Source organism: Azospira inquinata (genome assembly GCF_018905915.1).
Lineage (GTDB): Bacteria > Pseudomonadota > Gammaproteobacteria > Burkholderiales > Rhodocyclaceae > Azospira > Azospira inquinata.
The window spans coordinates 2,369,060-2,392,210 of the sequence record NZ_CP064782.1 but is presented as its reverse complement, the minus strand read 5'-3'; the positions used below and the strand labels follow the sequence as shown (position 1 = coordinate 2,392,210).

Genomic DNA, 23,151 nt, shown 5'->3' with positions numbered 1-23,151 from the left:
ATGAGTCCTGCCCAACTGTCCCTCGCCCCCGCCCCCCGGGGGCCCCGCCCGGGCCACGCCCGCCACCTGACGGAAAGCCTGCTGGTGGAAGTGCCCGCCGCCGCCCCGGACGACACCAATGAAAGCGTCTTCCGCATTTTTGAAACCCGGCCCGCCCTAATCGGCCTGCCCGTGGTGGAAAACGGGGTGCCCATCGGCCTTATCAACCGGAACATTTTCATGCAGAGCATGGCCCGTCCCTTTCACCGGGAACTGTTCCTGAAAAAGAGCTGCATCGCTTTCATGGACAAATCCCCCCTGGTGGTGGAAGGGGACACCTCCATCCAAGACCTGTCCTTCCGGGCCCTGGAAAACGGCACCAAAACCCTGGCGGACGGCTTCATCATTACCCAGGGCGGCCACTACGCGGGCATGGGCATCGGCCTGGATCTGGTGCGCACCATCGCGGACATGCAGGCGGAAAAAAACCGGCTGGTGATGGAATCCATCGGCTACGCCAGCATTATCCAAAAATCCCTGGGGCGGGCCTCCCGGGAAGCCCTGCGTCAGGAGCTGCCGGACCACTTTCTGCTCTGGGAACCCCGGGACGTGGTGTCCGGGGACTACTTCTACTTCCTGCCCCGAGAAGAAGGCTTTTTTGCCGCCCTCTTCGACTGCACCGGCCACGGGGTGCCCGGAGCCTTCATGACCCTGATCATGACCTCCTTCCTGCAAACCACCCTGACGGAAGAAAGCTGCCAGAACCCGGGAGCGGTGCTGGCCGCCCTCAACCGGCGGGTGAAAAAGGCCCTGGGCCAGGTGGATCACAGCGCCGAAGAAGAACGGGAAGAAACGGAAACCGGCTCGGACGACGGCATGGATGCGGCCTTCTGCTGGTACGACCGGGCCACCCGGCGCATCACCTTTGCCGGAGCCCACATGGCCATGCTGCTCCTGGCCCCGGGCCAGGCGGAAGTGGACATGGTGAACGGGGACCGGGCCGGGGTGGGCTACGCCACCACCCCCCTGGACCAGCGCTGGGAAAACCAGAGCTGCGTTCTGGAGGAAGGCACGGCGGTCTATTTCTTCTCCGACGGTTACGTGGATCAGCTGGGGGGCGAACGCCGCATCGCCTTCGGCAAGCGCCGTCTCTGCGCCACCCTGGCGGAAATGCGGGAACTGCCCATGCCCGAGCAGCGCCAGGCCCTGCTGGCCGCCCTGCTCGCCTACCAGGGGGCGGAAAACCGCCGGGACGACGTGAGTGCCCTGGGTTTCCGGGTGTGAAAGGAACGGGCTTCATGGAAAAAGTGGAAAAAGGAAAATCCCTGATGAAACTGGACGTTTTTAACGACTTCTGCCAGCGGGCCATCCAGAACGGCATTCTCTTCTACTACAGCGGGGAGTTTTCTCAGAATGTAGTGGGCACCATGAGCGACGCACTGAAACAGCGCCTGGACAGCGTGGGCGCCCCCAACACGGCGCGGCGTAAGGTCTTTTCCGCCTTTGTGGAAATGGCCCAGAACATCATCCATTACGCCGCCGAAAACGGGGAAGACGGGGCCAAGGTGGGGGCCCTGGCGGTGGGGGAATTCGGCGGCAAGTTCTACGTTATCTGCGGCAACCCGGTGCAGCTGGACCATGTGGACCGGCTGCGGGCCAAGCTAGACCCCCTGCGCCGCATGAGCCTGGAAGAAATCAAGACCGCCTACCGGGAACAGCTGCGCAACGACGCCCACGAGGCGGAAGACGACATCAGCAAGGGCGCCGGCCTGGGCTTTCTCACCGTGGCCAGGGAATCCAGCGAACCCATCGAATACCAGATCGTATATTCGTCCGAACGGGACGATGGCGTGGCGGAGCTTTATCTCCGCGCCGTGATTTGAGAAAGGACCGGAAGACCATGGAACAGCATCTCTACATCCCCCCCACCAACGAAACCCCGGAGGTGGATTTCCGCTTTGCCGACAACTGCCTGCGCATCAAGGGGGAGTCCTACCCGGAAAATGCCATCAGCTTCTACGGCCCCATCCGGGCCAGCCTGGAAAGCTACCTGACCCAGCTGCCCCCGGGCCAGCCGGTGGAAATGCACTTCCACCTCACCTATTTCAACAGCTCCAGCACCAAGCTCATCCGCGCCCTCTTTTCCCTGCTCCACAACAACGCCAGCAACGGCAAGCGCATCGTCACCCACTGGTATCACGATGCGGAGGACGACATGATGGCCGAGTTCGGCATGGACCTGCGGGAAGAGTTCAAAGCCCTGGATTTCCGGGCCGTGGCTTTGGAAAACACCTAGGGACGGCACCAGGGGCGGGGAGGGAAGTCGGGGCTTGGTGAGGGGCCGGGGCGGGCCCCGGCGTCGGGTCGGATGCTCCAGGTCGGCATCTCCGAACCGACGACTCCGGCCCAGTTTCTCCGCTCCGAACTGCATTCTCCGCTCTGGCCCGCCTTTCCCGCTCCGAGCCCCGTCCCTGGGGCCCCTTGGGGCAAAAGCCTCTTCCTGGCCGTCCTGCCCAGGCTCAACCCGGCCTGGGCGGGGTTCCTGCTTCCGCCTCCAGCATCACCGCCGGCATGGCGTCCCGCATGATGTTAATGAAGGCCCGCAGCCGGGCCGGGTAGAAAGAGGCGTAGGGGTAGATCAGATTGACCGGCAAAGTGGGGGCCTGCCATTCCGGCGCCAGCTGGACCAGACGCCCGGCCAGCAAATCGTCCTGCACCGCCCACAGGGAGCCCAGGCCCACCCCCAGCCCGCGCAGGGCAGCGCTACGCAAGGCATAGAGGCTGTCCGTACTGAAGCGGGGGCGCAGGGACAGCTTGCGCACTTCCCCCGTGCTCCGATGGGTCAGACTCACCTCATTGCGGTAGAAGGTACGCAGAGCCAGCCAGGGCAAGCGACCCAGGGCTTCCGGGCTATCCGGCAGGCCGTCCGCCACCAGGGATGGGGCGGCAAAGAAAATGCGGGGCACCTGGGAAAGGGGCAGGCAGACCAGGCTGGAGTCCGCCACTTTCCCCAGTTGAATGGCGCAGTCGATACCCGCCGCGATGTAGTCCTGGACGGCCTGATCGTCGTGGAGCAGCCATTCCACGGCCACTTGGGGATGGCGCTCCAGGTAGGCCGCCAGGGGCTTCACCAATAGTTCCTGACCAAAGGCGTGGGGCACCACCACCCGCAGTATTCCTTCCGGCACCTCCTGGGCCCCCCGCAGCTCGGATTCAAAGACGGCCCAGCGTTCCAGCAGGGTGCGGGCCTGCTCGTAACAACGCTCCCCGTCCAGGGTCAAACGCATGAGGTGGGTGGTGCGCTGGAGCAGGAGCAGGCCCAGGGAGCGCTCCAGGGCCTGGAGCCGGCGGCTAATGGTGGGCTGGGTAATGCCCAGCTGGGCCGCTGCCGCCGACAGGCTGCCCGCCTCCACAATGCGCACAAAGGTCTGCAACAGTTCCAGCCGGTCCATTCCCGGGGGAAACGAAGCATGCAGGGGAAGTTCAGCCATGGACACTCCAAAAATATCTCCCTGGAAGGGGGAGGGATCAGGAAAAGAAATGGGGAAAACGCCGGCCATCCAGGGCCGGGCGGTCACGGGGTCCGGGTCCGGGTCCGGGTCCGGGTCCGGGTCCGGCTCCTGGTTCCTGGTTCCTGGTTCCTGGTTCCTGGTTCCTGGTTCCTGGCTCCTGGCTCCTGGCTCCTGGCTCCTGGCTCCTGGCTCCTGGCTCCTGGCTCCTGGCTCCTGGCTCCTGGCTCCTGGCTCCTGGCTCCTGGCTCCTGGCTCCTGGCTCCTGGCTCCTGGCTCCTGGCTCCTGGCTCCTGGCTCCTGGCTCCTGGCTCCTGGCTCCTGGCTCCTGGCTCCTGGCTCCTGGCTCCTGGCTCCTGGCTCCTGGCTCCTGGCTCCTGGCTCCTGGCTCCTGGCTCCTGGCTCCTGGCTCCTGGCTCCTGGCTCCTGGCTCCTGGCTCCTGGCTCCTGGCTCCTGGCTCCTGGCTCCTGGCTCCTGGCTCCTGGCTCCTGGCTCCTGGCTCCTGGCTCCTGGCTCCTGGCTCCTGGCTCCTGGCTCCTGGCTCCTGGCTCCTGGCTCCTGGCTCCTGGCTCCTGGCTCCTGGCTCCTGGCTCCTGGCTCCTGGCTCCTGGCTCCTGGCTCCTGGCTCCTGGCTCCTGGCTCCTGGCTCCTGGCTCCTGGGAGGCGTGGGCCTGCGGCCCCGCCTCCCAGGTCAGCCCCACGTTCCTGTTCCCCAGGCTGACCTAAGGGCACCGGACTGGCCTTTTATACGTAGCACGAATAATAGATCTGTTTTCCCTGCCCCTACCAGCCCCCAGAAATCTGCGGAAAATGGCGTCCATTCCCAACCCCAACCGGGAAACTTCCAGGAGAACTTCCATGGCTACCATTCAAAATACGCATAACGCCCCCACCCTCTCCCCGGCCCTGCTTCTGCTCATGGCCTGCGGCGCCGGGATGTCCGTGGCCTCCCTCTATTACAACCAGCCCATGCTGGGCATTATGGGGGCCGACCTCCATCTGCCGGACCGGGCCATGGGCCTAGTGCCCACCCTGACCCAGCTGGGTTACGCCCTGGGCATTCTCTTCCTCGCCCCCCTGGGGGACCGGTACGACCGGCGCACCATTATCCTGGCCAAATCCGCCCTCCTGGCCCTGGCCCTGGGGCTCGGCGCCCTGGCGCCGGGACTGGCGGCCCTGCTGGCTTCCAGCCTGGCCATCGGCCTCACCGCCACCCTGGCCCAGGACATCGTGCCCGCCGCCGCCACCCTGGCGGACAACGCCCGGCGCGGCCGGGTGGTGGGCACGGTGATGACCGGCCTGCTCCTGGGCATCATCCTGTCCCGGGTGGTGAGCGGCCTCATCGCCCAGCACTGGGGCTGGCGCGCCACCTTCGCCTGCGCCGCCGTCATGATCGTGATTTTCGGCCTGGTAGCGGCCCGGGGCCTGCCCCCCTTTCGCCCCGATTCACGACTTTCCTACGGCGCCCTCATGGGCTCCCTGACCGGGCTCTGGCGCCGCCACCCCTCCCTGCGCCGCGCCGCCCTGGCCCAGGGGCTCCAATCCGTGGGCTTCAGCGCCTTCTGGTCCACCCTGGCCCTGATGCTCCACGGCGCCCCCTTCCACTTGGGCAGCGGCGTGGCCGGCGCCTTCGGTCTGGCCGGTGCAGTGGGCGCCCTGGCCGCCCCCCTGGCGGGACGGCTGGCGGACAAAACCGGGCCGGAACGGGTGGCCCGCCTAGGCATCAGCCTCACCGCCCTGGCCTTCGCCGCCCAGTTTCTCCTGCCCCTGGGCAGCGTCCCGGCCCAGTTGGCCCTCCTGGCTGGCGTCACCCTGGTCTTCGATCTGGGGGTCCAGGTCTCCCTGATCGCCCACCAGACCCAGGTGTATAGCCTGGAACCCGCCGCCCGCAGCCGCCTCAACGCCCTGCTCATGGTGGGCATGTTCATCGGCATGGCCCTGGGTTCCACCCTGGGCAGCTGGCTCCTGGCCGCCGCCGGATGGACCGGGGTAAGCGCCCTCACCACCCTGGCCGCCCTGGGGGCCCTGGCGGTACGGCTCTGGCCCGCCGCTACCCCGGCGCAAAAGCCCTGCCAGGATTGCCAATAAAATTGATATAAAACAGTAAGTTGTAAATTGTTTTAAAAAATAACTTCAAGTTCTCTCCCCGGCAACCGTAAACGGCTTACAACACCAAGCAGTCCGGGGAGAGCACCATGAACAACGAAACCATGGAACGACTGGAAGCGCTGATCGAAAGTATTCTGCGTGGCGAGCAGGAAGGCCGTCTGAGCATCGCCGAACTCCTGGTCCTCCTCTCCCAGCCCACGGGCTGCGACCGTTTCCTTACCCGCATCCACCACTAGCTCGGCGTCTCCCGGATGCCCTTGCTGCTCCAAGAAATCCCGCCCGCTGCCGCCCCTGTTGCCCTGCTCCTCCTAGCTGATCCCTCGGAAGCCAAGCTGGCGGCCTATCTGCCCCAATCCCAGTGTTTTATTGCCACCGACCGGGGAATCCTGGTGGGGGCTGGTGTCATCCAAGGCCACAGCCGCCAGCACTATGAACTCATGAGCATTGCCGTTCCCCCGGAGCATCAACGGACCGGCTACGGCAGCGCTCTGTTAGAGGGCATCATCGCCCACTGCCGCCGTATCGGCGCCCAAACCCTGGAAGTAGGCACAGGCACCTTCGGCTACCAGCTGGCTTTTTACCAGCGCCACGGCTTCCGAGCGGAGCGTATCGACCACGACTTTTTCGTAAAAAATTACCCCGCGCCCATTTTTGAGGACGGCATCCGGCTTTACGACATGCGGCGCCTTCGCCTGGACCTCACCACGCCGACCGCCTAACCCTCTCCCCGCCCGCCAACCGGGCGGTACGGGGATTGGGCTCGCCGGAGGCCCTTTCCTAACGGCGGACTCCGGCGAGCCCCACTCTGGCGCCCGCTCCGATTGCCCGGTTTGCCTCCCCTATCCCGATTTGCCCCGTTTTCCCCATCCCACTACCCGGTAGTCCCCTCGACGAGACAAGCCCCTCCGCCTTTCCACCGAAATCCTGGACAAGTCTGTGGATAAGTCCCGCCAGCCCCCATTTTCACTGGGCTATGACAGGGCGCCTAATTTTTAAACAGGGCGGAGAGGGGCGTGATCAGCCAATCTGGCCGATTACCCCGGCGCCAGGGGCTACCCACAAGGCGGGGAGCCCCCCTCCCCGGCCAGGCCCGCCCCTGGCTCTTCCTGCCGGTGTCAGGGCGCCGCCCCCCGTCCGTCCTTGCTAGAATGACCCCATGCCCACAAACCTCAATCATCAACTGGTGGTGGCCCTGTCCGCCCGGGCCCTGTTCGATTTCGAGGAAGAAAACCAAGTCTTCGAGGCCCTGGACGACACCGCCTACATGAAGCTGCAACTGGAGCGGCTGGACACCCCGGCCAAGCCCGGCTGCGCCTTTCCCCTGGTGAAAAAGCTCCTGGCCCTCAACCGGCCGGAGCGGCGCCAGGTGGAGGTGGTCATCGTCTCTCGCAACGACCCGGTCTCCGGCCTGCGGGTGTTCCGCTCGGCGGAAAGCCACGGGCTGGACATCAACCGGGGGGTGTTCACCCGGGGCCGCCCCGCCTATCCCTACCTGGCCCCCCTGGGCGCCCACCTGTTTCTCTCCGCCCACGAGGCGGACGTGCGCAATGCCCTGGCGGGGGGCTACCCGGCGGCCCGGGTGTTTGCCGCTTCCGCGGGGGATACCAATCGCCATTCCCAGGAAATCCGCATCGCCTTCGACGGGGACGCGGTGCTGTTTTCCGACGAGGCGGAGCGCATCTACCAGACCCAGGGCCTGCCCGCCTTCACCGAACACGAGCGGGACCACGCCTTCCAGCCCCTGCCCCCGGGCCCCTTCAAGCCCCTCCTGGACGCCCTGCACAAGCTCCAGCAGAGCACCGCCGACAGCCCCATCCGCATTCGTACCGCCCTGGTGACGGCCCGCAGCGCCCCGGCCCACGAGCGGGCCATCCGCACCCTCATGGGCTGGAATATCAGCGTGGATGAGGCCATGTTCCTCGGCGGCCTGGAAAAAGGCCCCTTCCTGGCCCAGTTCGAGCCGGATTTCTTTTTCGACGACCAGACCCGCCATTGCCAGTCCGCCACCCAGGCGGGCCCGGTGGGTCAGGTATTGGCGGGCATCGCCAACGAGGGCTGAGGGTTTCCGAGGCCACTTCCAGCGGCCCTTCCGGAGCCCGGACTGGGGCCTTTTCCGGCCTCCTGTTCCGCCCCCCTCTCCAGCGCCATTCCAGGCCTTCCCAGAAGCCATTTCAGAAGCCTTGGCCCAGGCTCGCCCAGGTAAATCGCTCCGGCTCTATCTCCCCCAGGAGAAAAAGCCCCCCCGGGGAATCGTCCACAAAATCCCTGGACAAGCCTGTGGATAAGCCAGCCCATTGCCTGCCAAATCAGGCATATGACAGCCTGCCCAAAAGCCAGGCATGGGCGGCCCTTCAGTCCGGCGCCTTCGCCTGAAAATAAAGGCAGTCCTGCCCGGAAGAGCGGCGCACCGCCAGGCAAGGCAGGGCCGGGCTTTTGAAGTCCAGAACCCGGCAGCCGTAGGGATGGGACTGATGATGGGTAATGAAAAAGTGGCGGCAGGCCGAGCAGCGGCCAAGCCCGGTGGCAGAGGTTTCAGCCATGGTCAGTCATGGACGGGGCCCCAGCCTGCAAGGGGCGCCCCAGGGGACGCTGAAGGGAAAGCCCGAGATGACCTTTGCCCCAGGGCTCAAGGGGCCAACGCCCGCCCCGCCCGGCCCTGGACGGGCAGGCTTGAGCAACACCACTCGGGGAAAAGGAAAAAGGCTTGGCGGTGGGGGCGGGATTCGAACCCGCGTGCCAGGTTACCCTGACCATCTGATTTCGAGTCAGCGCCGTTATGGCCACTTCGGTACCCCACCGGAAGAGCAGCCGGGGCCTGGAGAAACCGGGCCGGGAGCGGATGCTCTGCAAGGGGGCTGATTCTACCCGATCCCGGATTTTGACGCGAGGCCGGGGCGTGGCAGAATCCCAGGCTTTGTCCCCCGGAAAACCATCATTCTGCCCCTGCCCCCCCGCCTTTCCCGCTGGTTGCCCACCCTGCTGTTGCCCCTGGCCTGTCTGCTCCAGTCCTGCGACAGTGGGAAGGTGCGTCCCTGGCAGGCGGGGGATGAGCTGGTGGTGGTGACCTGCGCCGGGCCCCTCACCTACGCCAAGGACGACCAGGGCCGGGAAAGCGGCTTTGAACACGATCTGGCGGCGGGCTTCGCCCGGGAAACGGGGGTGCGGGCCCGGTTTCTGGTGGTGGGCAACTACCGGGAAGTGCGCCAGGCCCTGGCGGAAGGCCGGGGCCACCTGGGGGCCGCCTGGCTGACCCGGGAGCGCTCCGACGACCAGGATTTTCAGGCCACCACGCCCTTCTACCAGAGCGGCCACGTACTGGTGCAGCATGAATCCGCCCGGCCCATCACCGATCTGTCCCAGCTGGCCGGGGCCACCGTCCATGTGGTGGCCCGGGCCCGGCACGCGGAAATTCTCGCCGCCATCCCGGCCCTCAACCCGCCTTTGGTGGTTCAGGAACATCCGGAATGGAGCGACCTGGATCTGCTCCAGGCGGTGGCGGAAAAGCGGGTGGGCCTGGCCCTCACCGACGCCCCGGTGCTGGATGTGGCCCAGAACTATTACCCCCAGCTGGTCTCCCAGTTGGACATGGGTCGGGAACAGCCCATTTCCTGGATATTTCCCCGGCAGACCGATCCGGAGCTGATCGCCAAGGCGGAAGCCTATCTGGGCCGGGTGGCCAAGGACGGCACCCTGGACCGGCTGGAAGACCGGTATTTCGGCCACATTCAGCGGCTCCAGCAGCAGGACGTGGTGCAGTTCATTGACCGCATCCAGGCCGTGCTGCCCAAGTTCCGCAAGCACTTCCAGGCCGCCCAGGCCGCCACCGCCCTGGACTGGCGCCTTTTGGCCGCCCTGGCCTACCAGGAATCGGGCTGGGACCCTTTAGCCACCAGCTACACCAATGTGCGGGGCATGATGATGCTCACGGAGGACACGGCGGACCGGATGGGGGTCACCAACCGGCTGGACAGCCAGCAGAGCATTACGGCCGGGGCCCGCTATCTGGCCTGGCTGCGGGAACAGTTGCCCGCCGCCGTGCAGGAACCGGACCGGACCTGGATGGCCCTAGCCGCCTACAACCTGGGCCGGGGCCATTTCAACGGGGCCCAGCAGATCGCTCCCCGACTCAAGGCCGACCCCAATTCCTGGTTCGACATGAAGCGGGTGCTGCCCCTCCTCTCCCGGCCCCAGTATTACACCCGGCTGCGGGCGGGCCGGGCCCGGGGCGGGGAAGCGGTGATCATGGTGGAAAACGTGCGCATGTTCTACGACATCCTCTGTCGCCGGGAACTGCCCTTCCACCCGGCCCAGGACCTGATCGCCAAGACGGAAGGACCAGGGCTGAAGGCCCATTGAGGGGGTGGGCGGGGCTAAGGGGAGCGATGGCGGCGCCTGGGGATTGGCCGCTTTTTTCTTGGCGTCTTTTCCTCGGGCCTTTTCCTGGGGCTTGCCTGCCCCTGCTTGGCGCTTCCCACACAGCTACACCCCAGCCCTGGCGACGCTTCAATACCCGAAGCCTGCCCCTTCCCTAGCCTGGGCAGGACGTCTTCCCTCCTCCCCCTAGCTCCAAGCCTTTCCCCATAAGGGAGCCCGCCCGCCGGTCCGGCCCAGGTCACACCACCGGCCCCATTCCCCGTTGCGGCTCGGAGGCTTCCCGTGCCCGGTAGCGACCAGCCAACACCGGCTCCCTTCCTGGCCCCGGGCCCCTTTCGCCTGCCCCCAAAAACAAAACCCCGGCACCAGGCCGGGGTTGGGAAGGCGGAGCCCTAAGGCCCAGGGAGGGGATCAGGCCAGGGGCTCGATCACTTCTAGGCCACCCATGTAGGGGCGCAGCACTTCCGGCACCACCACGCTGCCGTCGGCCTGCTGGTAGTTTTCCAGCACTGCCACTAGGCAGCGGCCCACGGCCAGACCGGAACCGTTCAGGGTATGGACCAGCTCCGGCTTATTCTTGTCGTTGCGGAAGCGGGCCTGGAGGCGGCGCCCCTGGAAGGACTCGAAATTGGAGCAGGAGGAAATTTCCCGGTAGGTGTTCTGGGCGGGCAGCCACACTTCCAGGTCATAGGTCTTGGCGGAGGAAAAGCCCATGTCCCCGGTGCACAACACAATGCGGCGATAGGGCAGGCCCAGCTTTTCCAGGATGGATTCCGCGTCCTGGGTAAGCTGTTCGTGGGCTTCCCAGGAGGCTTCCGGGCGCACCACCTGAACCAGTTCCACCTTGTCGAACTGGTGCTGACGGATCATGCCCCGGGTGTCCTTACCGTAGGAACCGGCTTCGGAACGGAAGCAGGGGGTGTGGCAGACAAACTTCAGGGGCAGGGCCTCGGCGGGCAGAATTTCGTCCCGGACCATGTTGGTCACCGGCACTTCCGCGGTGGGGATCAGGTACAGGGGGTCCGCATCCACCCGGGGCACCTTGAACAGGTCTTCCTCAAACTTGGGCAGCTGGCCCGTGCCGAAGAGGCTGGCCGCATTCACCAGATAGGGGGTGTAAACCTCGGTGTAGCCGTGTTCCGTGGTGTGCACGTTCAACATGAACTGGGCCAGGGAGCGGTGCAGCCGGGCCACCTGGGCCTTCATCACGGTGAAACGGGCGCCGGACAGCTTGGCGGCGGTGGCGAAATCCAGCTGCTTCAGCCCTTCCCCGATGTCCGTATGGTCCTTCACGGGGAAGTCGAACTGGCGCGGGGTGCCCCAGCGCTTCAGTTCCACGTTTTCGCTCTCATCCTTACCCACCGGCACGCTTTCATGGGGCAGGTTGGGAATGGCCGCCACAATGGCGTTCAACTGGCCCTTCAGCTCATTCAGCCGGGTTTCCGCCTGTTCCAGCTCGGTCTTCAGCTCGGCCACCTGGGCCATGACCTGGGAAGCGTCCTCCCCCTTACCCTTCAACATGCCGATCTGCTTGGACAGGGTGTTGCGCTGGTTTTGCAGCTCCTGGGTCCGGGTCTGGAGGGTCTTGCGTTCCCCTTCCAACTCCCGGAAGGCGGTGAAATCAATGGGCTTGCCCCGGGTGGCGAGGCGGGCGGCAACGGCATCCAGGTCGTTACGCAGCAGTTGAATATCAAGCATGGAAAATCCTAGTTAGGGTTCTGATCCCAGCGGGGCATGACACGGCGGAGGGCAAGGCAACAAGCCCCACTCCGCCCAATTCTTCAGCAAAGGGAACCAGGGAAAGCAGCCTCCCGGCCCCCGGCCGGAAACCGTCCTTGGCAACCAAGGTCTGGGCCGCATTATACGCGAGGCGGTGGAGGTTCGATTTGGGGGAGGAAGGGGAAAGCCTCCCTTCAACCGATCACCGGCCAAAGACGCTGCTTCGGCGACCGATCGTAGCGCTATCCAGAAGCACCTTCAGATAATATCCGTCATAATAGCTTTAGATCTACATTAACGGAATGGGGGATTTCTTTTTAGCCCCATCCATGATAAAGGATGGGGCCTATACTGCTTCTTTAGAGCCCAAGGTGCTATCGAAGCATTGAAGACTCCAACGACCGATGAGCCAATCATGAGCTTCATGGCTCCTGATGTCTTTAATCAGTTAAATAAGTTAGGATTAAACCCGCCGAAAAAATTATCCAATGTTGGCATTCCACTTAGACCAAAATAGCGGACAAAACGCCAGCTTTTATTTAAACAAAGAAAATCACCTTTTGACACGCCTTCCCATTTAACAAGCAAGTAAATATATTTACTTGCAACAAGAGAATCAATCCGCAAGTTTCAGTTGAAGTTTATCATTTATTTCTCTTGTTGGAATTTTTATAGCAATATCCTCCAACGAACCAAGATGAAAAAACTTATCTCCTTCTGGCTCGAATGAGTTAAAGGCAAATCGATACTCACTCTGATGTTCATAGGTATGTCTCTTTCTAAAAACACTTTCAAGCTCCATGAAACTTCCATGAAAGGTATCTGGGTCGTAGTAGCCAATCAGCCCATTCCAGCAAACAAAGCTCTTCTCTTGCGCTGCTTGCTTAACCCTATTAATGAAGTCCTCAACCTGGTAGACAACAACTGCGAATTTACCCAGAGATAGGAGAACATCGCTTATGGTGATTTTTTCCTTGAGCATTCCATTTATTTTCTCAACGATAGCTATCCGTTCCTCTTCAGTCTCATATGATCCTTCAAATTCTGGAGCTTTTACTGCATACATACAGTAAAGATTGAGCCTATCGTAGCCTTTATTTTGGCTGATAACCGGTCCAGCCAGCTTTTCAATTGGCAAGGTTTTTTCAAAACCATCTTTGTCTTTAAAGGTGATAGCAAGCTTAACCTTATCTGCTTGATGCCAATCTGTTACAGCTTCAAACCTATCACCTCGCCCATCTTCCTCATCACTTCGCTTAAACTCGCCGAGGGTTCTGCAATACAACTCACCCTTCTGGACGAACGCATCCGCATACTCTTCTTTGTCAAATATTTTTATCAGCAAATAAATTCTCTCTGCCATTTATTTTTCCAGCCCCCTAGAAATATCAATCCAATCAATTCAAATAAGGGAAATTATTTTATATAAAATACTATTTTTTACCCTTCAAACCAACCTTTATTTTCACAAAAAATATCGGATGGCACGTATTCCGCCCACCAATCAATAATTCAACTTACCCAACTGCCCATATCTTCTTTATATAGAAGTTTTATACACGAAAAGAATTTTAGATATTATCAACACAATATTTTTATTATTTTAAAAAATTTTTTACGAGTTCCCAGAAAAAAGCACCCTAAGGCGCTTCATTTCTTACCCGCCTCTTCATCCCACTTCTTCAACTGCTCCAGCTTTTCCCCAATCTTAATCTCCAATCCCCGCGGAGTTGGCTGATACCACCCGGGTTCTCCGATGCCCTCGGGGAAATAGGTTTCCCCCGCCGCATAGGCGTTGGGTTCGTCGTGGGCGTAGCGGTAGTCGTGGCCGTAGCCCAGTTCTTTCATGAGCTTGGTGGGGGCGTTGCGCAGGTGGACCGGGACTTCCCGGCTTTTGTCCTGTTTTACGAAGGCCCGGGCCTGGTTGTAGGCCATGTAGCCGGCGTTGCTTTTGGCGGCCACGGCCAGGTAGATGACCGCCTGGCCCAGGGCCAGCTCCCCTTCCGGGCTGCCCAGGCGTTCGTAGGTCAGAGCCGCGTCATTGGCGATCTGCATGGCCCGGGGGTCGGCCAGACCGATGTCTTCCCAAGCCATACGCACAATGCGCCGGGCCAGATAGCGGGGATCGGCGCCCCCGTCCAGCATGCGGGTGAGCCAGTAGAGGGCGGCGTCCGGGTGGGAGCCCCGGACGGATTTGTGCAGGGCGGAAATCTGGTCGTAGAAGTTGTCCCCGCCCTTGTCGAAGCGGCGGGAATTCAAGGTCAGGGCGTTCTGGATGAAATCGGCGTCGATCTTTTCCACCCCCGCCGCCCCGGCGGCCGTGCGGCACTGCTCCAGGAGGTTGAGGAAGCGCCGGGCGTCCCCGTCCGCGTAGCCGATGATGGTATCCACGGCCAGATCGTCGAAGCTCAGGCCGCCCAGGGCCTTTTCCTGGGCCCGTTGCAGCAGGCGCTTTAGCTCGGCGTCGGTGAGGGACTTGAGCACATAGACCTGGGCCCGGGAAAGGAGGGCGGAATTGACCTCGAAGGAGGGGTTCTCCGTGGTAGCGCCGATGAAGGTGACCAGCCCGCTTTCCGCGTAGGGCAGCAGGGCGTCCTGCTGGGATTTGTTGAAGCGGTGAATTTCATCCACGAACAGGATGGTGTGCCGCCCCTGGGCCTGGTTCAGTTCCGCTTTTTCCATGGCGGCCCGGATGTCCTTGACCCCGGCAAACACGGCGGACAGGGCGATAAAGGCGCAGTCGAAGGCGCTAGCGGTAATCCGGGCCAGGGTGGTTTTGCCCACCCCGGGAGGGCCCCAGAAAATCATGGAATGGGGGGTGCCGGACTCAAAAGCCAGGCGCAGGGGTTTGCCCGGGCCGAGCAGGTGGGTCTGGCCGATGACCTCGTCCAGGGTAGCGGGGCGCAGCAGTTCGGCCAGGGGGGCAAAGGGGGCGGGCTTCTCCCCGGCGGGGGAAAAGCCCTGGGGATCGCTATCAGAAAAAAGGTCGCTCACGGGACAATCACAGGAAAATCAGGAAGGGAGCGGCCCTACCGGCAGGGCCGGGGGTGGGGAAGCTATTCCCCCACCACATCCGCCCCGGCGGGGACGCTGAAATGGAACAGGGAGGCGGGCAGGGAGGGATTCCGCTCCAGCCGCTGGAAGACCAGATGGGTGGTCTGGCCGAAGCTGTCCAGCAGGTCCATGGCTTTCAGACTGTCCCCCTGGAAGCCCAGGCGCACCTTTTCAAAGCCGGAATCGGCACTCTTGGGGGTGGCATCCACCCATTCCAGGCCGTCCCGGCTGCCCCCGTCGCTTAAGACGAAATTCTTTTCCAGGGCGTTATCCCCGGCCAGCAAGGCTGCCGGAGTGGCGCCCAGGGCCTTGCCCATGCGCTTCACCGTGACCTGCTTCAGGTCCGGATCGTAAATCCACACCTTGCTGCCGTCCCCCACCATCAACTGGGCGTAGGGCTTTTCAATCTGCCAGCGAAAGCGGCCGGGCCGGGCGAACATCATGACCCCGGAAGAGGCCTGGGGCCGGTGGCCGCTCTTGCCCATGACGGTCTGGGAAAAGTCGGCCCGCAGGCTGCGGGAGCTTTCCAGAAAGTGTTTCAGGGTGTCCACGTTGCCCGCCTGGGCGGAGCCCCAGGCCAGCAGGCCGCTCCACACCAGGGCCCGGCCCAGGAGGCGCCAGGGGCGGTTTGTCAGGGAAGGGGCCGGTATTGCTGCTGCCATGATTATTCCTCGCTCTTTCTCGCCAGCACTTCCCGCCCGCCCCGGCCGTCCATGGGGGAGACCAGTCCGGCCTTTTCCATGGCCTCGATGAGGCGGGAAGCCCGGTTGTAACCAATGCGCAAATTGCGCTGAACCAGGGAAATGGAGGCCCGCCGGGTTTGCAGGACGATTTCCACCGCCTGGTCGTACATGGGATCCTTTTCCCCGTCCCCATCTTCGCCCCCTTCCCCGTCGCCCCCCTCTTCGTCACCGCTGCCGGTGAGGACGTTTTCTTCGTATTCCGGGGCGCCGGTGGTTTTCAGGTAATCCACCACCTTGTGCACTTCGTCATCCGCCACAAAGGCCCCATGGACCCGGGTGGGATAGCCGGTGCCCGGAGCCAGATAGAGCATGTCCCCCTGGCCCAGGAGGGCTTCCGCCCCCATCTGATCCAGGATGGTACGGGAGTCGATTTTGCTGGAGACCTGGAAGGCGATCCGGGTGGGAATGTTGGCCTTGATCAGGCCGGTAATCACATCCACGCTGGGGCGCTGGGTGGCCAGCACCAGATGGATGCCGGAGGCCCGGGCCTTCTGGGCCAGACGGGCGATGAGTTCTTCCACCTTTTTGCCCACCACCATCATCATGTCCGCCAGTTCGTCGATGATGACCACGATGAAGGGCAGAGGCGCCAGGGGTTCGGGGGATTCCGGAGTGATGGAGAAGGGGTTGGGAATCTTCTGCCCGGCCTTTTCCGCCTCCCGCAGCTTGGCGTTGTAGCCCGCCAGATTGCGGACTCCCAGGGCGCTCATGAGCTTGTAGCGCTTATCCATTTCCCCCACACACCAGGACAGGGCGTTGGCCGCCTGGCGCATGTCCGTCACCACGGGGGCCAGCAGGTGGGGAATGCCCTCGTAGATGGACAGTTCCAGCATCTTGGGGTCCACCAGAATGAGGCGCACATCCTTGGGCTCCGCCTTGTAGAGCAGGGACAGGATCATGGCGTTGATACCCACGGACTTGCCCGAACCGGTGGTACCCGCCACCAGCAGGTGGGGCATTTTGGCCAGATCCGCCACCACGGGCAGACCGCCGATGTCCTTGCCCAGGGTCACGGTCAGAGGGGACGCGGTATCGTGATAGACCTTGCTGGAGAGAATTTCCGAGAGGCGCACGGTCTGGCGCTTGGGATTGGGCAGTTCCAGGGCCATGCAAGACTTGCCCGGCACGGTTTCCACCACCCGGATCGAAACCATGGCCAGGGCCCGGGCCAGATCCCGGGAGAGATTGACGATCTGGGAGCCCTTGACCCCGGTGGCCGGTTCGATTTCGTAACGGGTCACCACCGGGCCCGGATAGGCGGCCAGCACCTTCACCTGAACGCCAAAATCCGCCAACTTGCGTTCGATGAGGCGGGAGGTGAATTCCAGGGTTTCGGCAGCGGGCACCTCCGGATGGGCCGGAGGCGGGTCCAGCAGGTACAGGGGGGGCAACTGGCCCCCTTCCACCGCCTCGGGGAACAAGGGGGTTTGGCGTTCCCGCTCGATGCGCTTTTCCGCCTTGGGGGACACGGGGATTTCCGGCTCCACCCGTTCAATGCGCACCGGCTCCTGTTCCGCCACCCGGGTCTTTTCCACCTGCACCACCGCTTCCCGCTCCCGGGCCACTTCCCGTCCGATACGCTGATCCTGCCAGCGTTCTACCTGGTTGCGCCCGAGGAAGAAGACGGTTTCCAGCCAGCCCCCCAGGCGCTCGAAAAAGCCCAGCCAGGACATGCCGGAAAAGAGGCTCCAGCCCAGGAGCACCAGGGCCAGCAAAAACAGGGTGGCCCCCGTGTAACCCAGGTAGCGGATAGCGGCGCCGCTCAGTTCCAAGCCCAGCATACCGCCGGGAGAAAGGGGCAAAGGGGTACGCAGGGTATAGAAACGCAGGGCTTCCAGGCCCGAACTGGCCAGGAGCAGTACCAGAAAACCGCCCCCGGCAATGTAGAGGGGCCGGTTATCGGCGGTGCGCAGGCCGTCCAGGCGGCGATAGCCCCACCACACCAGGGCCAGGAGCAGGCCGATCCACCACCAGGCGGAGAGGCCGAAAACGTAGAGGAGCAAATCCGCCAGCCAGGCGCCGAAGCGGCCCACCGGGTTATGGAGGGCCCCGGTCTGGGCGGAATGGGACCAGCCCGGATCGCCCCGGTCATACCCCCACAGGGCCATGGCCAGGAACAGGGCCACGGCCACCAGCCCTAGCCAGCGGGACTCTTGGAGTATCAGGGCGATTTTTTCCGGCAGGGGACTGGGAGAACGGTCACGGCCGGAACGGGGAGAATTGGGCATCAAAGGGGGTCAGAAAATTCGGATCGCGGCAAAGTGCTTGGAGAATTATAACGTTCCCGAATCGCTCCGGTCTTGTAAGCATTTGTGCCCGCCGGAGGCCCGGGCCGCCCGGGCAGGCGCCCTTCAAGGCGCGTGGAGGATGATGCGGCTGCCTTCCGTCTGGATATAGCCGTTGGCTTCCAGGTCTTTCATCACCCGGCTCACCATTTCCCGGGAGGCGCCGATCATTTTGGCGATGTCCTGCTTGGTCAGTTTGCGGGCCACCACCCGCTGGCCGTCTTCCTGGACCGTGGAAAATTCCAGGAGCAGCTTGGCCACCCGGCCAAACACATCCATCAGGGCCAGGCTTTCGATTTTCTGATCCGCCTCCCGCAGGCGCTGCACCAGGCTGCGCATGAGGTAGAGGGAAACCTCGAAATTGTCTGCCAGACAGCGTTTGAAGTCGTTACGGGCCAGGATCAGCAGTTCGCAGGGTTCAATGGCCAGCACATTGGCGGAGCGGGGGCTGCCGTCGATGAGGCCCATTTCCCCGAAAAATTCCCCCGGACCGAGAATGGCCAGGATCACTTCCCGGCCTTCCTCGTCGCTGTTCAGCACCTTCATGCTGCCGCTGATGAGCACATAAAGGGAATCGGTGGCGTCCCCGGAGCGCACCACCAGGGTTCCCCGGGGCACCTTCCGGTAGGCGGCAACCCGCACCAGCTGCTCCAGATACGCCGAGGGAACCTGCTTGAACATGGGGAGATTTTGTAACGTCGCCACGCTCAAGCCCTTTGCTGCCTGCATTGTTTAACCTTTACCCATTTGGAAAGAATTGATCCCGGAGGCCCATTATTGCGTAAGCGCCAACTTTTTCACACCCCCGGGGGAACAATCGGGGCAATTTTGATTCGATATAATGGATAGCCAACCCCGATCCATTGACCTCATTATTCTTTCTAGAAAGCATCTGCCATGTCCCAAACCACCCGTCACAGCCGTCTCATTGTTCTCGGCTCCGGCCCCGCCGGTTACACCGCCGCGGTTTACGCCGCCCGGGCCAACTTGAAGCCCCTGCTGATCACCGGTCTGGCCCAGGGCGGCCAGCTCATGACCACCACCGAAGTGGACAACTGGCCCGCCGATCCGGACGGGGTCCAGGGCCCGGAACTGATGGCCCGCTTCCAGAAGCATGCGGAGCGTTTCGAGACGGAAATCCTCTTCGACCACATCCACACCGCCAAACTGCAAGAAAAGCCTCTGCGCCTCATCGGCGACGCCGGGGAATACACCTGTGACGCCCTGATTATCGCCACCGGCGCCTCCGCCCAGTACCTGGGCCTGCCCTCCGAAGAAAAATTCCAGGGCAAGGGGGTTTCCGCCTGCGCCACCTGCGACGGTTTCTTCTACCGCAACCAGGCCGTGGCCGTGGTGGGGGGCGGCAATACGGCGGTGGAAGAGGCCCTCTATCTGGCCAACATCGCCAGCCACGTCACCGTGATTCACCGCCGGGAAAAGTTCAAGGCGGAAAAGATCATGCAGGACAAGCTCTTCAAAAAGGCGGAAGAAGGCAAGGTCACCGTTCTCTGGAATTCCACCCTGGACGAAGTGCTGGGGGACGATTCCGGGGTCACCGGTCTGCGTGTCAAGAATGTGGCAGACGGCAGCACCCAGGACGTGCCCGTAATGGGCGTTTTCATCGCCATTGGCCACAAGCCCAATACGGATATTTTTGAAGGCCAGCTGGAAATGGAAGGGGGCTACATCGCCACCCGCATGGGGCGCAACGGCAACGCCACCGCCACCTCCATTCCCGGGGTTTTCGCCGCCGGGGACGTGCAGGACCACATCTACCGTCAGGCCTGCACCTCCGCCGGCACCGGCTGCATGGCCGCCCTGGACGCGGAACGTTATCTGGACAGCCTGGGACAAGCCTGACATGTCACGTAACCGGCGCCCCGGGGAGGCCAATCCCTTTCAGCGCCTCACCGAACTGCAACTGACCCCGGCCCCCGCCGGGGCCCAACCGGACCGGACTCCCACCCCAGCCCCGGCACCCTGCTCCCAGAAGCCCACCGCCGCGCCCCATTCCGAGCAGGCGGCATCCCCCGCTGGGACGGAGGATGAACAGGCCCTCTTCCGGCAGGCCATGGGGGATTTGCGCCCCATGAGCCACAACCAGGCGGAGCTGGCCCGGCCCAAGCCCCGTCCGGTGGTGCGTCCGAAGCTCAAGGAAAAGGCCGGGCCTTCGGCGGCCGCCCTGTCCCCCGCCTGGCTGCGCCAGTCCCTGGGGGAAAAGGACCTGTTCCGCCGCGCCATGGCGGACGCCACGCCCCTACCGGAAAGCGATCGAGCAGAAGTGGGCCGGGCGCCCCGCCGTCCCCGGCGGGTGGTGGAAACCAGCAGGCAGGAAGGTCCGGAAGATTCGGGCACCACCTTCCTGTCCCTCCAGGAAACCGACCCCCACTGGCTGTTTCTCCAGGCCGTAGGCACCATCACGCCCCTGGCAAACAACAACCGGGCCGAGGTGCCCCGCCCCCGTCCGGTCCCCAAGCCCCGGCCCCGCCCTAAGGCGGAAACCCAGGCCCCGGGCGAGGCTGCCCCGGCGGCACCGGAACGACGTACCGGCCTTTCCGACCATGCGCTGGCCAGTTTGCAGGAACGGGACGACGGCAGTTTCCTCCGCCCCGGGCTGGGGAGCCGCACCCTGGCCGACCTGCGCAAGGGACGCTGGGGCATTCAAGGGGAACTGGATCTGCACGGCTATAACCGGGACGAGGCCCGGGAGGTGCTGGCCCGCTTTCTCGCCTCCAGCCTGCGCCAGGGCCGCCGAGGCCTGCGCATCATCCACGGCAAGGGATTGGGCTCCCCCGGTGGGGATGGGGTGCTGAAACACCTTTCCCGGGCCTGGCTGGCCCAGCGGGAAGAAATCCTGGCCTTTTGCCCGGCCCCGGAACGGGACGGAGGGGACGGAGCCCTGCTGGTACTGCTCCAGAGCACCAGCAAAACGAGCTGATCCCGGTCCGGCGGTCAGCCCTTGGCATCCGGCAGCGGGGCGGGTTTTCCTGCCCCGACTGCTTGGCTGCTGATGTTCGGAGCCTGGCTAAGGCTTCCCCGGTCCATTTCCCCCCCTTTCCAGGGCTCCCTTCCCGGTATCCCTGCGTTTCCCTCTTTTATGGGTAGGACGCAGGGTTCCGCCTTTTTCTAGCCCTGGGTAGAACACCTAGGCGAGGCATCGCCAGCCTCATCTCAACGTATTCCCCCGCCAATCATCGGGGGAAGCTCCCCTCCGGAAGCAATCCGGCCCCCCATAAAATCGGCCCCGGGGCAGATGCTTGATCCGCGCCGAGGCCGACAGGTCACTTCCCCTGGGGGACGCCACCCGGGAGGGCTTAAACCGCCGCTTCGTCCGTTTCCCCGGTGCGGATGCGCACCGCATGTTCCACGGGGAAAACGAAAATTTTGCCGTCGCCGATCTTGCCGGTGCGGGCGGCTTTGATGATGGCATCAATGGCCCCATCCACCACCCCGTCGGAAACGATCACTTCCAGCTTCACCTTGGGCAGAAAATCCACCACATATTCGGCGCCCCGATAGAGCTCCGTGTGGCCCTTTTGCCGGCCAAAGCCCTTCACTTCCGTCACCGTCAGACCGGTGACCCCCACTTCGGACAGGGCTTCCCGCACTTCATCCAGCTTGAAAGGCTTAATGACCGCTTCGATCTTTTTCATGGACTCTCCTCTTATGCATGCATGGGTTAATGCTTACCACTCGTCAGGATACCGGTTGGTGATCGGGTAACGCCAGTCCTTCCCGAATCCCCGATGGGTCACCCGGATGCCGACCGGTGCCTGACGACGTTTGTATTCGCTGATTTTAAGGAGTCGCACCACCCGGCGCACGTCCGCTTCCGTGTAGCCCATGGCGATGATTTCCCGGGGCGACCGATCCTCTTCCATATAGGCGGCCATGATGGCGTCCAGCACCTCGTAGGGTGGCAGGGAATCCTGGTCGGTCTGGTCCGGCCGCAGTTCGGCGGAAGGGGGCCGGGTAATGATGCGCTCAGGAATAATCTCCCGCTCCCGGTTGATCCAGCGGGAAAGGCGATAGACAAAGGTCTTGGCGATATCCTTGATGACCGCAAAGCCCCCCGCCATATCCCCATACAGGGTGCAGTAGCCCACCCCCATTTCCGACTTGTTGCCCGTGGTGAGTACCAGGGCGCCGGAGCGATTGGAAATGGCCATGAGGATCAGGCCCCGAATCCGGGCCTGGAGATTTTCTTCCGTGGTATCTGCCCCCCGGACCGGGGTGGCCAGTTCCGCCGCCAGCATGTCCGTGAAGGTGGTCATGGCTGGGGCGATGGGGATTTCCTCGTAACGGACCCCCAGGTTACGGATCAGCTGACGGGAATCGTCCAGGCTCATGTCCGCCGTATAGGGGGAAGGCATCATCACCGCCCGCACCCGCTCCGCCCCCAGGGCTTCTACGGCCAGCACCAGGGTAAGGGCCGAGTCGATACCGCCGGAGAGGCCAATCACCGCCCCCGGAAAGCCGTTTTTACCAATGTAATCCCGAATCCCCAACACCAGGGCCTGATACACCTGGGCTTCCAAGGACAGGGCAGGAGCTACCTCGGCGGGCTGCACATCCCCGGCTCCATAGCGCACCAGGGCCAGGGCGGGCGCAAACTGGGGCAGACGGACACGCAGCTCACCCCCGGCGCCGATGGCGAAGGAGCCCCCGTCAAAGACCAGTTCATCCTGGCCCCCCACCAGATTGACGTAAATCATGGGCAAGCCGGTGGCGGCGTGGCGATCCCGCAACACCCGCAGCCGGTCTTCCCCTTTGTTCATGTGATAGGGCGAGGCGTTGAGCACCAGGAGCAGTTCCGCCCCGGCTTCCTTGGCCCCTTCCACCGCGCCGACCCGCCACACATCCTCACAGATGTTGAGGCCGACCCGTACCCCCTTCACGGAAAAGACGCAGGGGGACTGGCCGCCGTCGAAATAGCGCTCTTCGTCGAAGACCTCGCTATTGGGCAGAAAACGCTTGCAATAGGTGGCCACCACCCGGCCTTCGGCCAGATAGGAGGCGGCGTTGTAATGGCGGCCATCAATTTCCGCCGGATGTCCCACCACCAGGCCAATCTCCGGCACTTCCCGAGCCAGGGCTTCCAGCTCCTGGGCGCAGGCCCGGTAAAAATCCGGGCGCAGCAACAAATCCTCCGGCGGATAGCCGCACAGAGCCAATTCGGGGGTCAGCACCAGGTCGGCCCCGGCCCGGGCGGCCTCCCGGGCCACCCCAGCAATCAGGCCCCGGTTGCCGGGCAAATCTCCCACCACGGCGTTGATCTGGGCAATGGCGATGGTAAGACTGGAATCCATGGTCACAAAATCAATGGTTACAAATGAAAAGACCGGTCCCCCCGCCAGGGAAGGTCCGGTCCCGAATGG

At 63.2% G+C, this 23,151-nt stretch carries 21 protein-coding genes and 1 tRNA gene; 11 read left to right on the top strand and 11 right to left on the bottom strand.

The features are described from left to right. Genes Azoinq_RS10935 through Azoinq_RS10925 form a run of 3 tightly spaced genes read left to right on the top strand, consistent with a single transcriptional unit; the run spans position 1 to position 2,275 of the window. On the top strand, positions 1-1,263 hold the full coding sequence (locus Azoinq_RS10935; protein WP_216129158.1) for a SpoIIE family protein phosphatase: 1,263 nt from the start codon (positions 1-3) through the stop codon (positions 1,261-1,263). 44 nt (positions 1,264-1,307) lie between these two features. Next, complete coding sequence (locus tag Azoinq_RS10930; RefSeq protein ID WP_216129160.1) at positions 1,308-1,862, top strand: SiaB family protein kinase; 555 nt, start codon at positions 1,308-1,310, stop codon at positions 1,860-1,862. Between the two features lie 17 nt (positions 1,863-1,879). Beyond that, entirely contained in the window at positions 1,880-2,275 is a 396-nt protein-coding gene (locus Azoinq_RS10925; protein WP_216129162.1) for a DUF1987 domain-containing protein, read from the top strand. A gap of 223 nt (positions 2,276-2,498) precedes the next feature. Here the strand turns inward: Azoinq_RS10925 and Azoinq_RS10920 are convergent, their stop codons facing one another. Continuing rightward, entirely contained in the window at positions 2,499-3,470 is a 972-nt protein-coding gene (locus Azoinq_RS10920; RefSeq protein ID WP_216129164.1) for a LysR family transcriptional regulator, read from the bottom strand. Positions 3,471-3,519: 49 nt separating this feature from the next. Between Azoinq_RS10920 and Azoinq_RS10915 the strand changes: the two genes are divergently transcribed. The 5 genes from Azoinq_RS10915 to Azoinq_RS10895 all read left to right on the top strand — a co-directional run bounded on the left by Azoinq_RS10915 (position 3,520) and on the right by Azoinq_RS10895 (position 7,657). Beyond that, positions 3,520-4,215 (top strand): ribosomal eL19 family protein, encoded by a 696-nt coding sequence (locus Azoinq_RS10915; RefSeq protein WP_216178415.1) that lies wholly within the window; start codon positions 3,520-3,522, stop codon positions 4,213-4,215. 132 nt (positions 4,216-4,347) lie between these two features. Continuing rightward, entirely contained in the window at positions 4,348-5,577 is a 1,230-nt protein-coding gene (locus Azoinq_RS10910; RefSeq protein ID WP_216129168.1) for an MFS transporter, read from the top strand. Positions 5,578-5,684: 107 nt separating this feature from the next. Further along, complete coding sequence (locus Azoinq_RS10905) at positions 5,685-5,834, top strand: hypothetical protein (RefSeq protein WP_216129170.1); 150 nt, start codon at positions 5,685-5,687, stop codon at positions 5,832-5,834. Between the two features lie 15 nt (positions 5,835-5,849). After that, positions 5,850-6,317, top strand: coding sequence for a GNAT family N-acetyltransferase (locus Azoinq_RS10900; protein ID WP_216129172.1), 468 nt, complete (start codon positions 5,850-5,852; stop codon positions 6,315-6,317). A gap of 437 nt (positions 6,318-6,754) precedes the next feature. Then, a complete protein-coding gene (locus tag Azoinq_RS10895; RefSeq protein ID WP_216129174.1) occupies positions 6,755-7,657 on the top strand; it encodes a 5'-nucleotidase in 903 nt (300 codons plus the stop codon). 292 nt (positions 7,658-7,949) lie between these two features. Here the strand turns inward: Azoinq_RS10895 and Azoinq_RS10890 are convergent, their stop codons facing one another. Both Azoinq_RS10890 and Azoinq_RS10885 read right to left on the bottom strand, forming a co-directional pair. After that, the gene (locus tag Azoinq_RS10890) at positions 7,950-8,138 is read right to left on the bottom strand and encodes a hypothetical protein (RefSeq protein ID WP_216129176.1); all 189 of its coding nucleotides are present in this window, start codon (positions 8,136-8,138) and stop codon (positions 7,950-7,952) included. A 165-nt stretch (positions 8,139-8,303) separates the two neighbouring features. Next, a tRNA-Ser gene (locus Azoinq_RS10885) sits at positions 8,304-8,396 on the bottom strand. Positions 8,397-8,565: 169 nt separating this feature from the next. Here Azoinq_RS10885 and mltF point away from each other — a divergent pair. After that, on the top strand, positions 8,566-9,954 hold the full coding sequence (mltF, locus tag Azoinq_RS10880; RefSeq protein ID WP_216129178.1) for a membrane-bound lytic murein transglycosylase MltF: 1,389 nt from the start codon (positions 8,566-8,568) through the stop codon (positions 9,952-9,954). Between the two features lie 429 nt (positions 9,955-10,383). On the opposite strand, the gene serS is transcribed toward mltF, so the two are convergent. From serS to Azoinq_RS10850, 6 genes are all read right to left on the bottom strand, one after another. Beyond that, the gene (gene serS, locus Azoinq_RS10875; RefSeq protein ID WP_216129180.1) at positions 10,384-11,670 is read right to left on the bottom strand and encodes a serine--tRNA ligase; all 1,287 of its coding nucleotides are present in this window, start codon (positions 11,668-11,670) and stop codon (positions 10,384-10,386) included. A 637-nt stretch (positions 11,671-12,307) separates the two neighbouring features. After that, the gene (locus Azoinq_RS10870) at positions 12,308-13,054 is read right to left on the bottom strand and encodes a hypothetical protein (RefSeq protein ID WP_216129182.1); all 747 of its coding nucleotides are present in this window, start codon (positions 13,052-13,054) and stop codon (positions 12,308-12,310) included. Between the two features lie 287 nt (positions 13,055-13,341). Beyond that, a complete protein-coding gene (locus tag Azoinq_RS10865; RefSeq protein ID WP_216129184.1) occupies positions 13,342-14,685 on the bottom strand; it encodes a replication-associated recombination protein A in 1,344 nt (447 codons plus the stop codon). Positions 14,686-14,747: 62 nt separating this feature from the next. Further along, positions 14,748-15,407, bottom strand: coding sequence for an outer membrane lipoprotein chaperone LolA (gene lolA, locus Azoinq_RS10860; RefSeq protein ID WP_216129186.1), 660 nt, complete (start codon positions 15,405-15,407; stop codon positions 14,748-14,750). Positions 15,408-15,409: 2 nt separating this feature from the next. Continuing rightward, positions 15,410-17,716: a DNA translocase FtsK gene (locus Azoinq_RS10855; RefSeq protein WP_216129188.1), complete on the bottom strand. Its 2,307-nt coding sequence runs from the start codon at positions 17,714-17,716 to the stop codon at positions 15,410-15,412. Positions 17,717-17,839: 123 nt separating this feature from the next. After that, positions 17,840-18,478 (bottom strand): Crp/Fnr family transcriptional regulator, encoded by a 639-nt coding sequence (locus Azoinq_RS10850; RefSeq protein WP_332460826.1) that lies wholly within the window; start codon positions 18,476-18,478, stop codon positions 17,840-17,842. A gap of 192 nt (positions 18,479-18,670) precedes the next feature. On the opposite strand from Azoinq_RS10850, the gene trxB reads away from it, so the two are divergent. Next, positions 18,671-19,633 carry a thioredoxin-disulfide reductase gene (trxB, locus tag Azoinq_RS10845; RefSeq protein ID WP_216129192.1) on the top strand — a complete coding sequence of 321 codons (963 nt, stop codon included), beginning with the start codon at positions 18,671-18,673 and terminating at the stop codon, positions 19,631-19,633. Between the two features lies 1 nt (position 19,634). Further along, positions 19,635-20,711, top strand: coding sequence for a Smr/MutS family protein (locus Azoinq_RS14925; RefSeq protein ID WP_232368466.1), 1,077 nt, complete (start codon positions 19,635-19,637; stop codon positions 20,709-20,711). A 376-nt stretch (positions 20,712-21,087) separates the two neighbouring features. On the opposite strand, the gene Azoinq_RS10835 is transcribed toward Azoinq_RS14925, so the two are convergent. Next, entirely contained in the window at positions 21,088-21,426 is a 339-nt protein-coding gene (locus Azoinq_RS10835) for a P-II family nitrogen regulator (RefSeq protein ID WP_216129194.1), read from the bottom strand. Positions 21,427-21,459: 33 nt separating this feature from the next. Continuing rightward, entirely contained in the window at positions 21,460-23,082 is a 1,623-nt protein-coding gene (locus Azoinq_RS10830) for an NAD+ synthase (RefSeq protein WP_216129196.1), read from the bottom strand. Positions 23,083-23,151: the final 69 nt, after the last annotated feature.

What these genes read in the sequence shown, in the direction of transcription:
- Azoinq_RS10935 (WP_216129158.1), top strand. Translation starts at nt 1, where the DNA reads ATGAGTCCTGCCCAACTGTCCCTCGCCCCCGCCCCCCGGGGGCCCCGC.
- Azoinq_RS10930 (WP_216129160.1), top strand. Translation starts at nt 1,308, where the DNA reads ATGAAACTGGACGTTTTTAACGACTTCTGCCAGCGGGCCATCCAGAAC.
- Azoinq_RS10925 (WP_216129162.1), top strand. Translation starts at nt 1,880, where the DNA reads ATGGAACAGCATCTCTACATCCCCCCCACCAACGAAACCCCGGAGGTG.
- Azoinq_RS10920 (WP_216129164.1), bottom strand. Translation starts at nt 3,470, where the DNA reads ATGGCTGAACTTCCCCTGCATGCTTCGTTTCCCCCGGGAATGGACCGG.
- Azoinq_RS10915 (WP_216178415.1), top strand. Translation starts at nt 3,520, where the DNA reads ATGGGGAAAACGCCGGCCATCCAGGGCCGGGCGGTCACGGGGTCCGGG.
- Azoinq_RS10910 (WP_216129168.1), top strand. Translation starts at nt 4,348, where the DNA reads ATGGCTACCATTCAAAATACGCATAACGCCCCCACCCTCTCCCCGGCC.
- Azoinq_RS10905 (WP_216129170.1), top strand. Translation starts at nt 5,685, where the DNA reads ATGAACAACGAAACCATGGAACGACTGGAAGCGCTGATCGAAAGTATT.
- Azoinq_RS10900 (WP_216129172.1), top strand. Translation starts at nt 5,850, where the DNA reads ATGCCCTTGCTGCTCCAAGAAATCCCGCCCGCTGCCGCCCCTGTTGCC.
- Azoinq_RS10895 (WP_216129174.1), top strand. Translation starts at nt 6,755, where the DNA reads ATGCCCACAAACCTCAATCATCAACTGGTGGTGGCCCTGTCCGCCCGG.
- Azoinq_RS10890 (WP_216129176.1), bottom strand. Translation starts at nt 8,138, where the DNA reads ATGGCTGAAACCTCTGCCACCGGGCTTGGCCGCTGCTCGGCCTGCCGC.
- serS (WP_216129180.1), bottom strand. Translation starts at nt 11,670, where the DNA reads ATGCTTGATATTCAACTGCTGCGTAACGACCTGGATGCCGTTGCCGCC.
- Azoinq_RS10870 (WP_216129182.1), bottom strand. Translation starts at nt 13,054, where the DNA reads ATGGCAGAGAGAATTTATTTGCTGATAAAAATATTTGACAAAGAAGAG.
- lolA (WP_216129186.1), bottom strand. Translation starts at nt 15,407, where the DNA reads ATGGCAGCAGCAATACCGGCCCCTTCCCTGACAAACCGCCCCTGGCGC.
- Azoinq_RS10855 (WP_216129188.1), bottom strand. Translation starts at nt 17,716, where the DNA reads ATGCCCAATTCTCCCCGTTCCGGCCGTGACCGTTCTCCCAGTCCCCTG.
- trxB (WP_216129192.1), top strand. Translation starts at nt 18,671, where the DNA reads ATGTCCCAAACCACCCGTCACAGCCGTCTCATTGTTCTCGGCTCCGGC.
- Azoinq_RS14925 (WP_232368466.1), top strand. Translation starts at nt 19,635, where the DNA reads ATGTCACGTAACCGGCGCCCCGGGGAGGCCAATCCCTTTCAGCGCCTC.
- Azoinq_RS10835 (WP_216129194.1), bottom strand. Translation starts at nt 21,426, where the DNA reads ATGAAAAAGATCGAAGCGGTCATTAAGCCTTTCAAGCTGGATGAAGTG.
- Azoinq_RS10830 (WP_216129196.1), bottom strand. Translation starts at nt 23,082, where the DNA reads ATGGATTCCAGTCTTACCATCGCCATTGCCCAGATCAACGCCGTGGTG.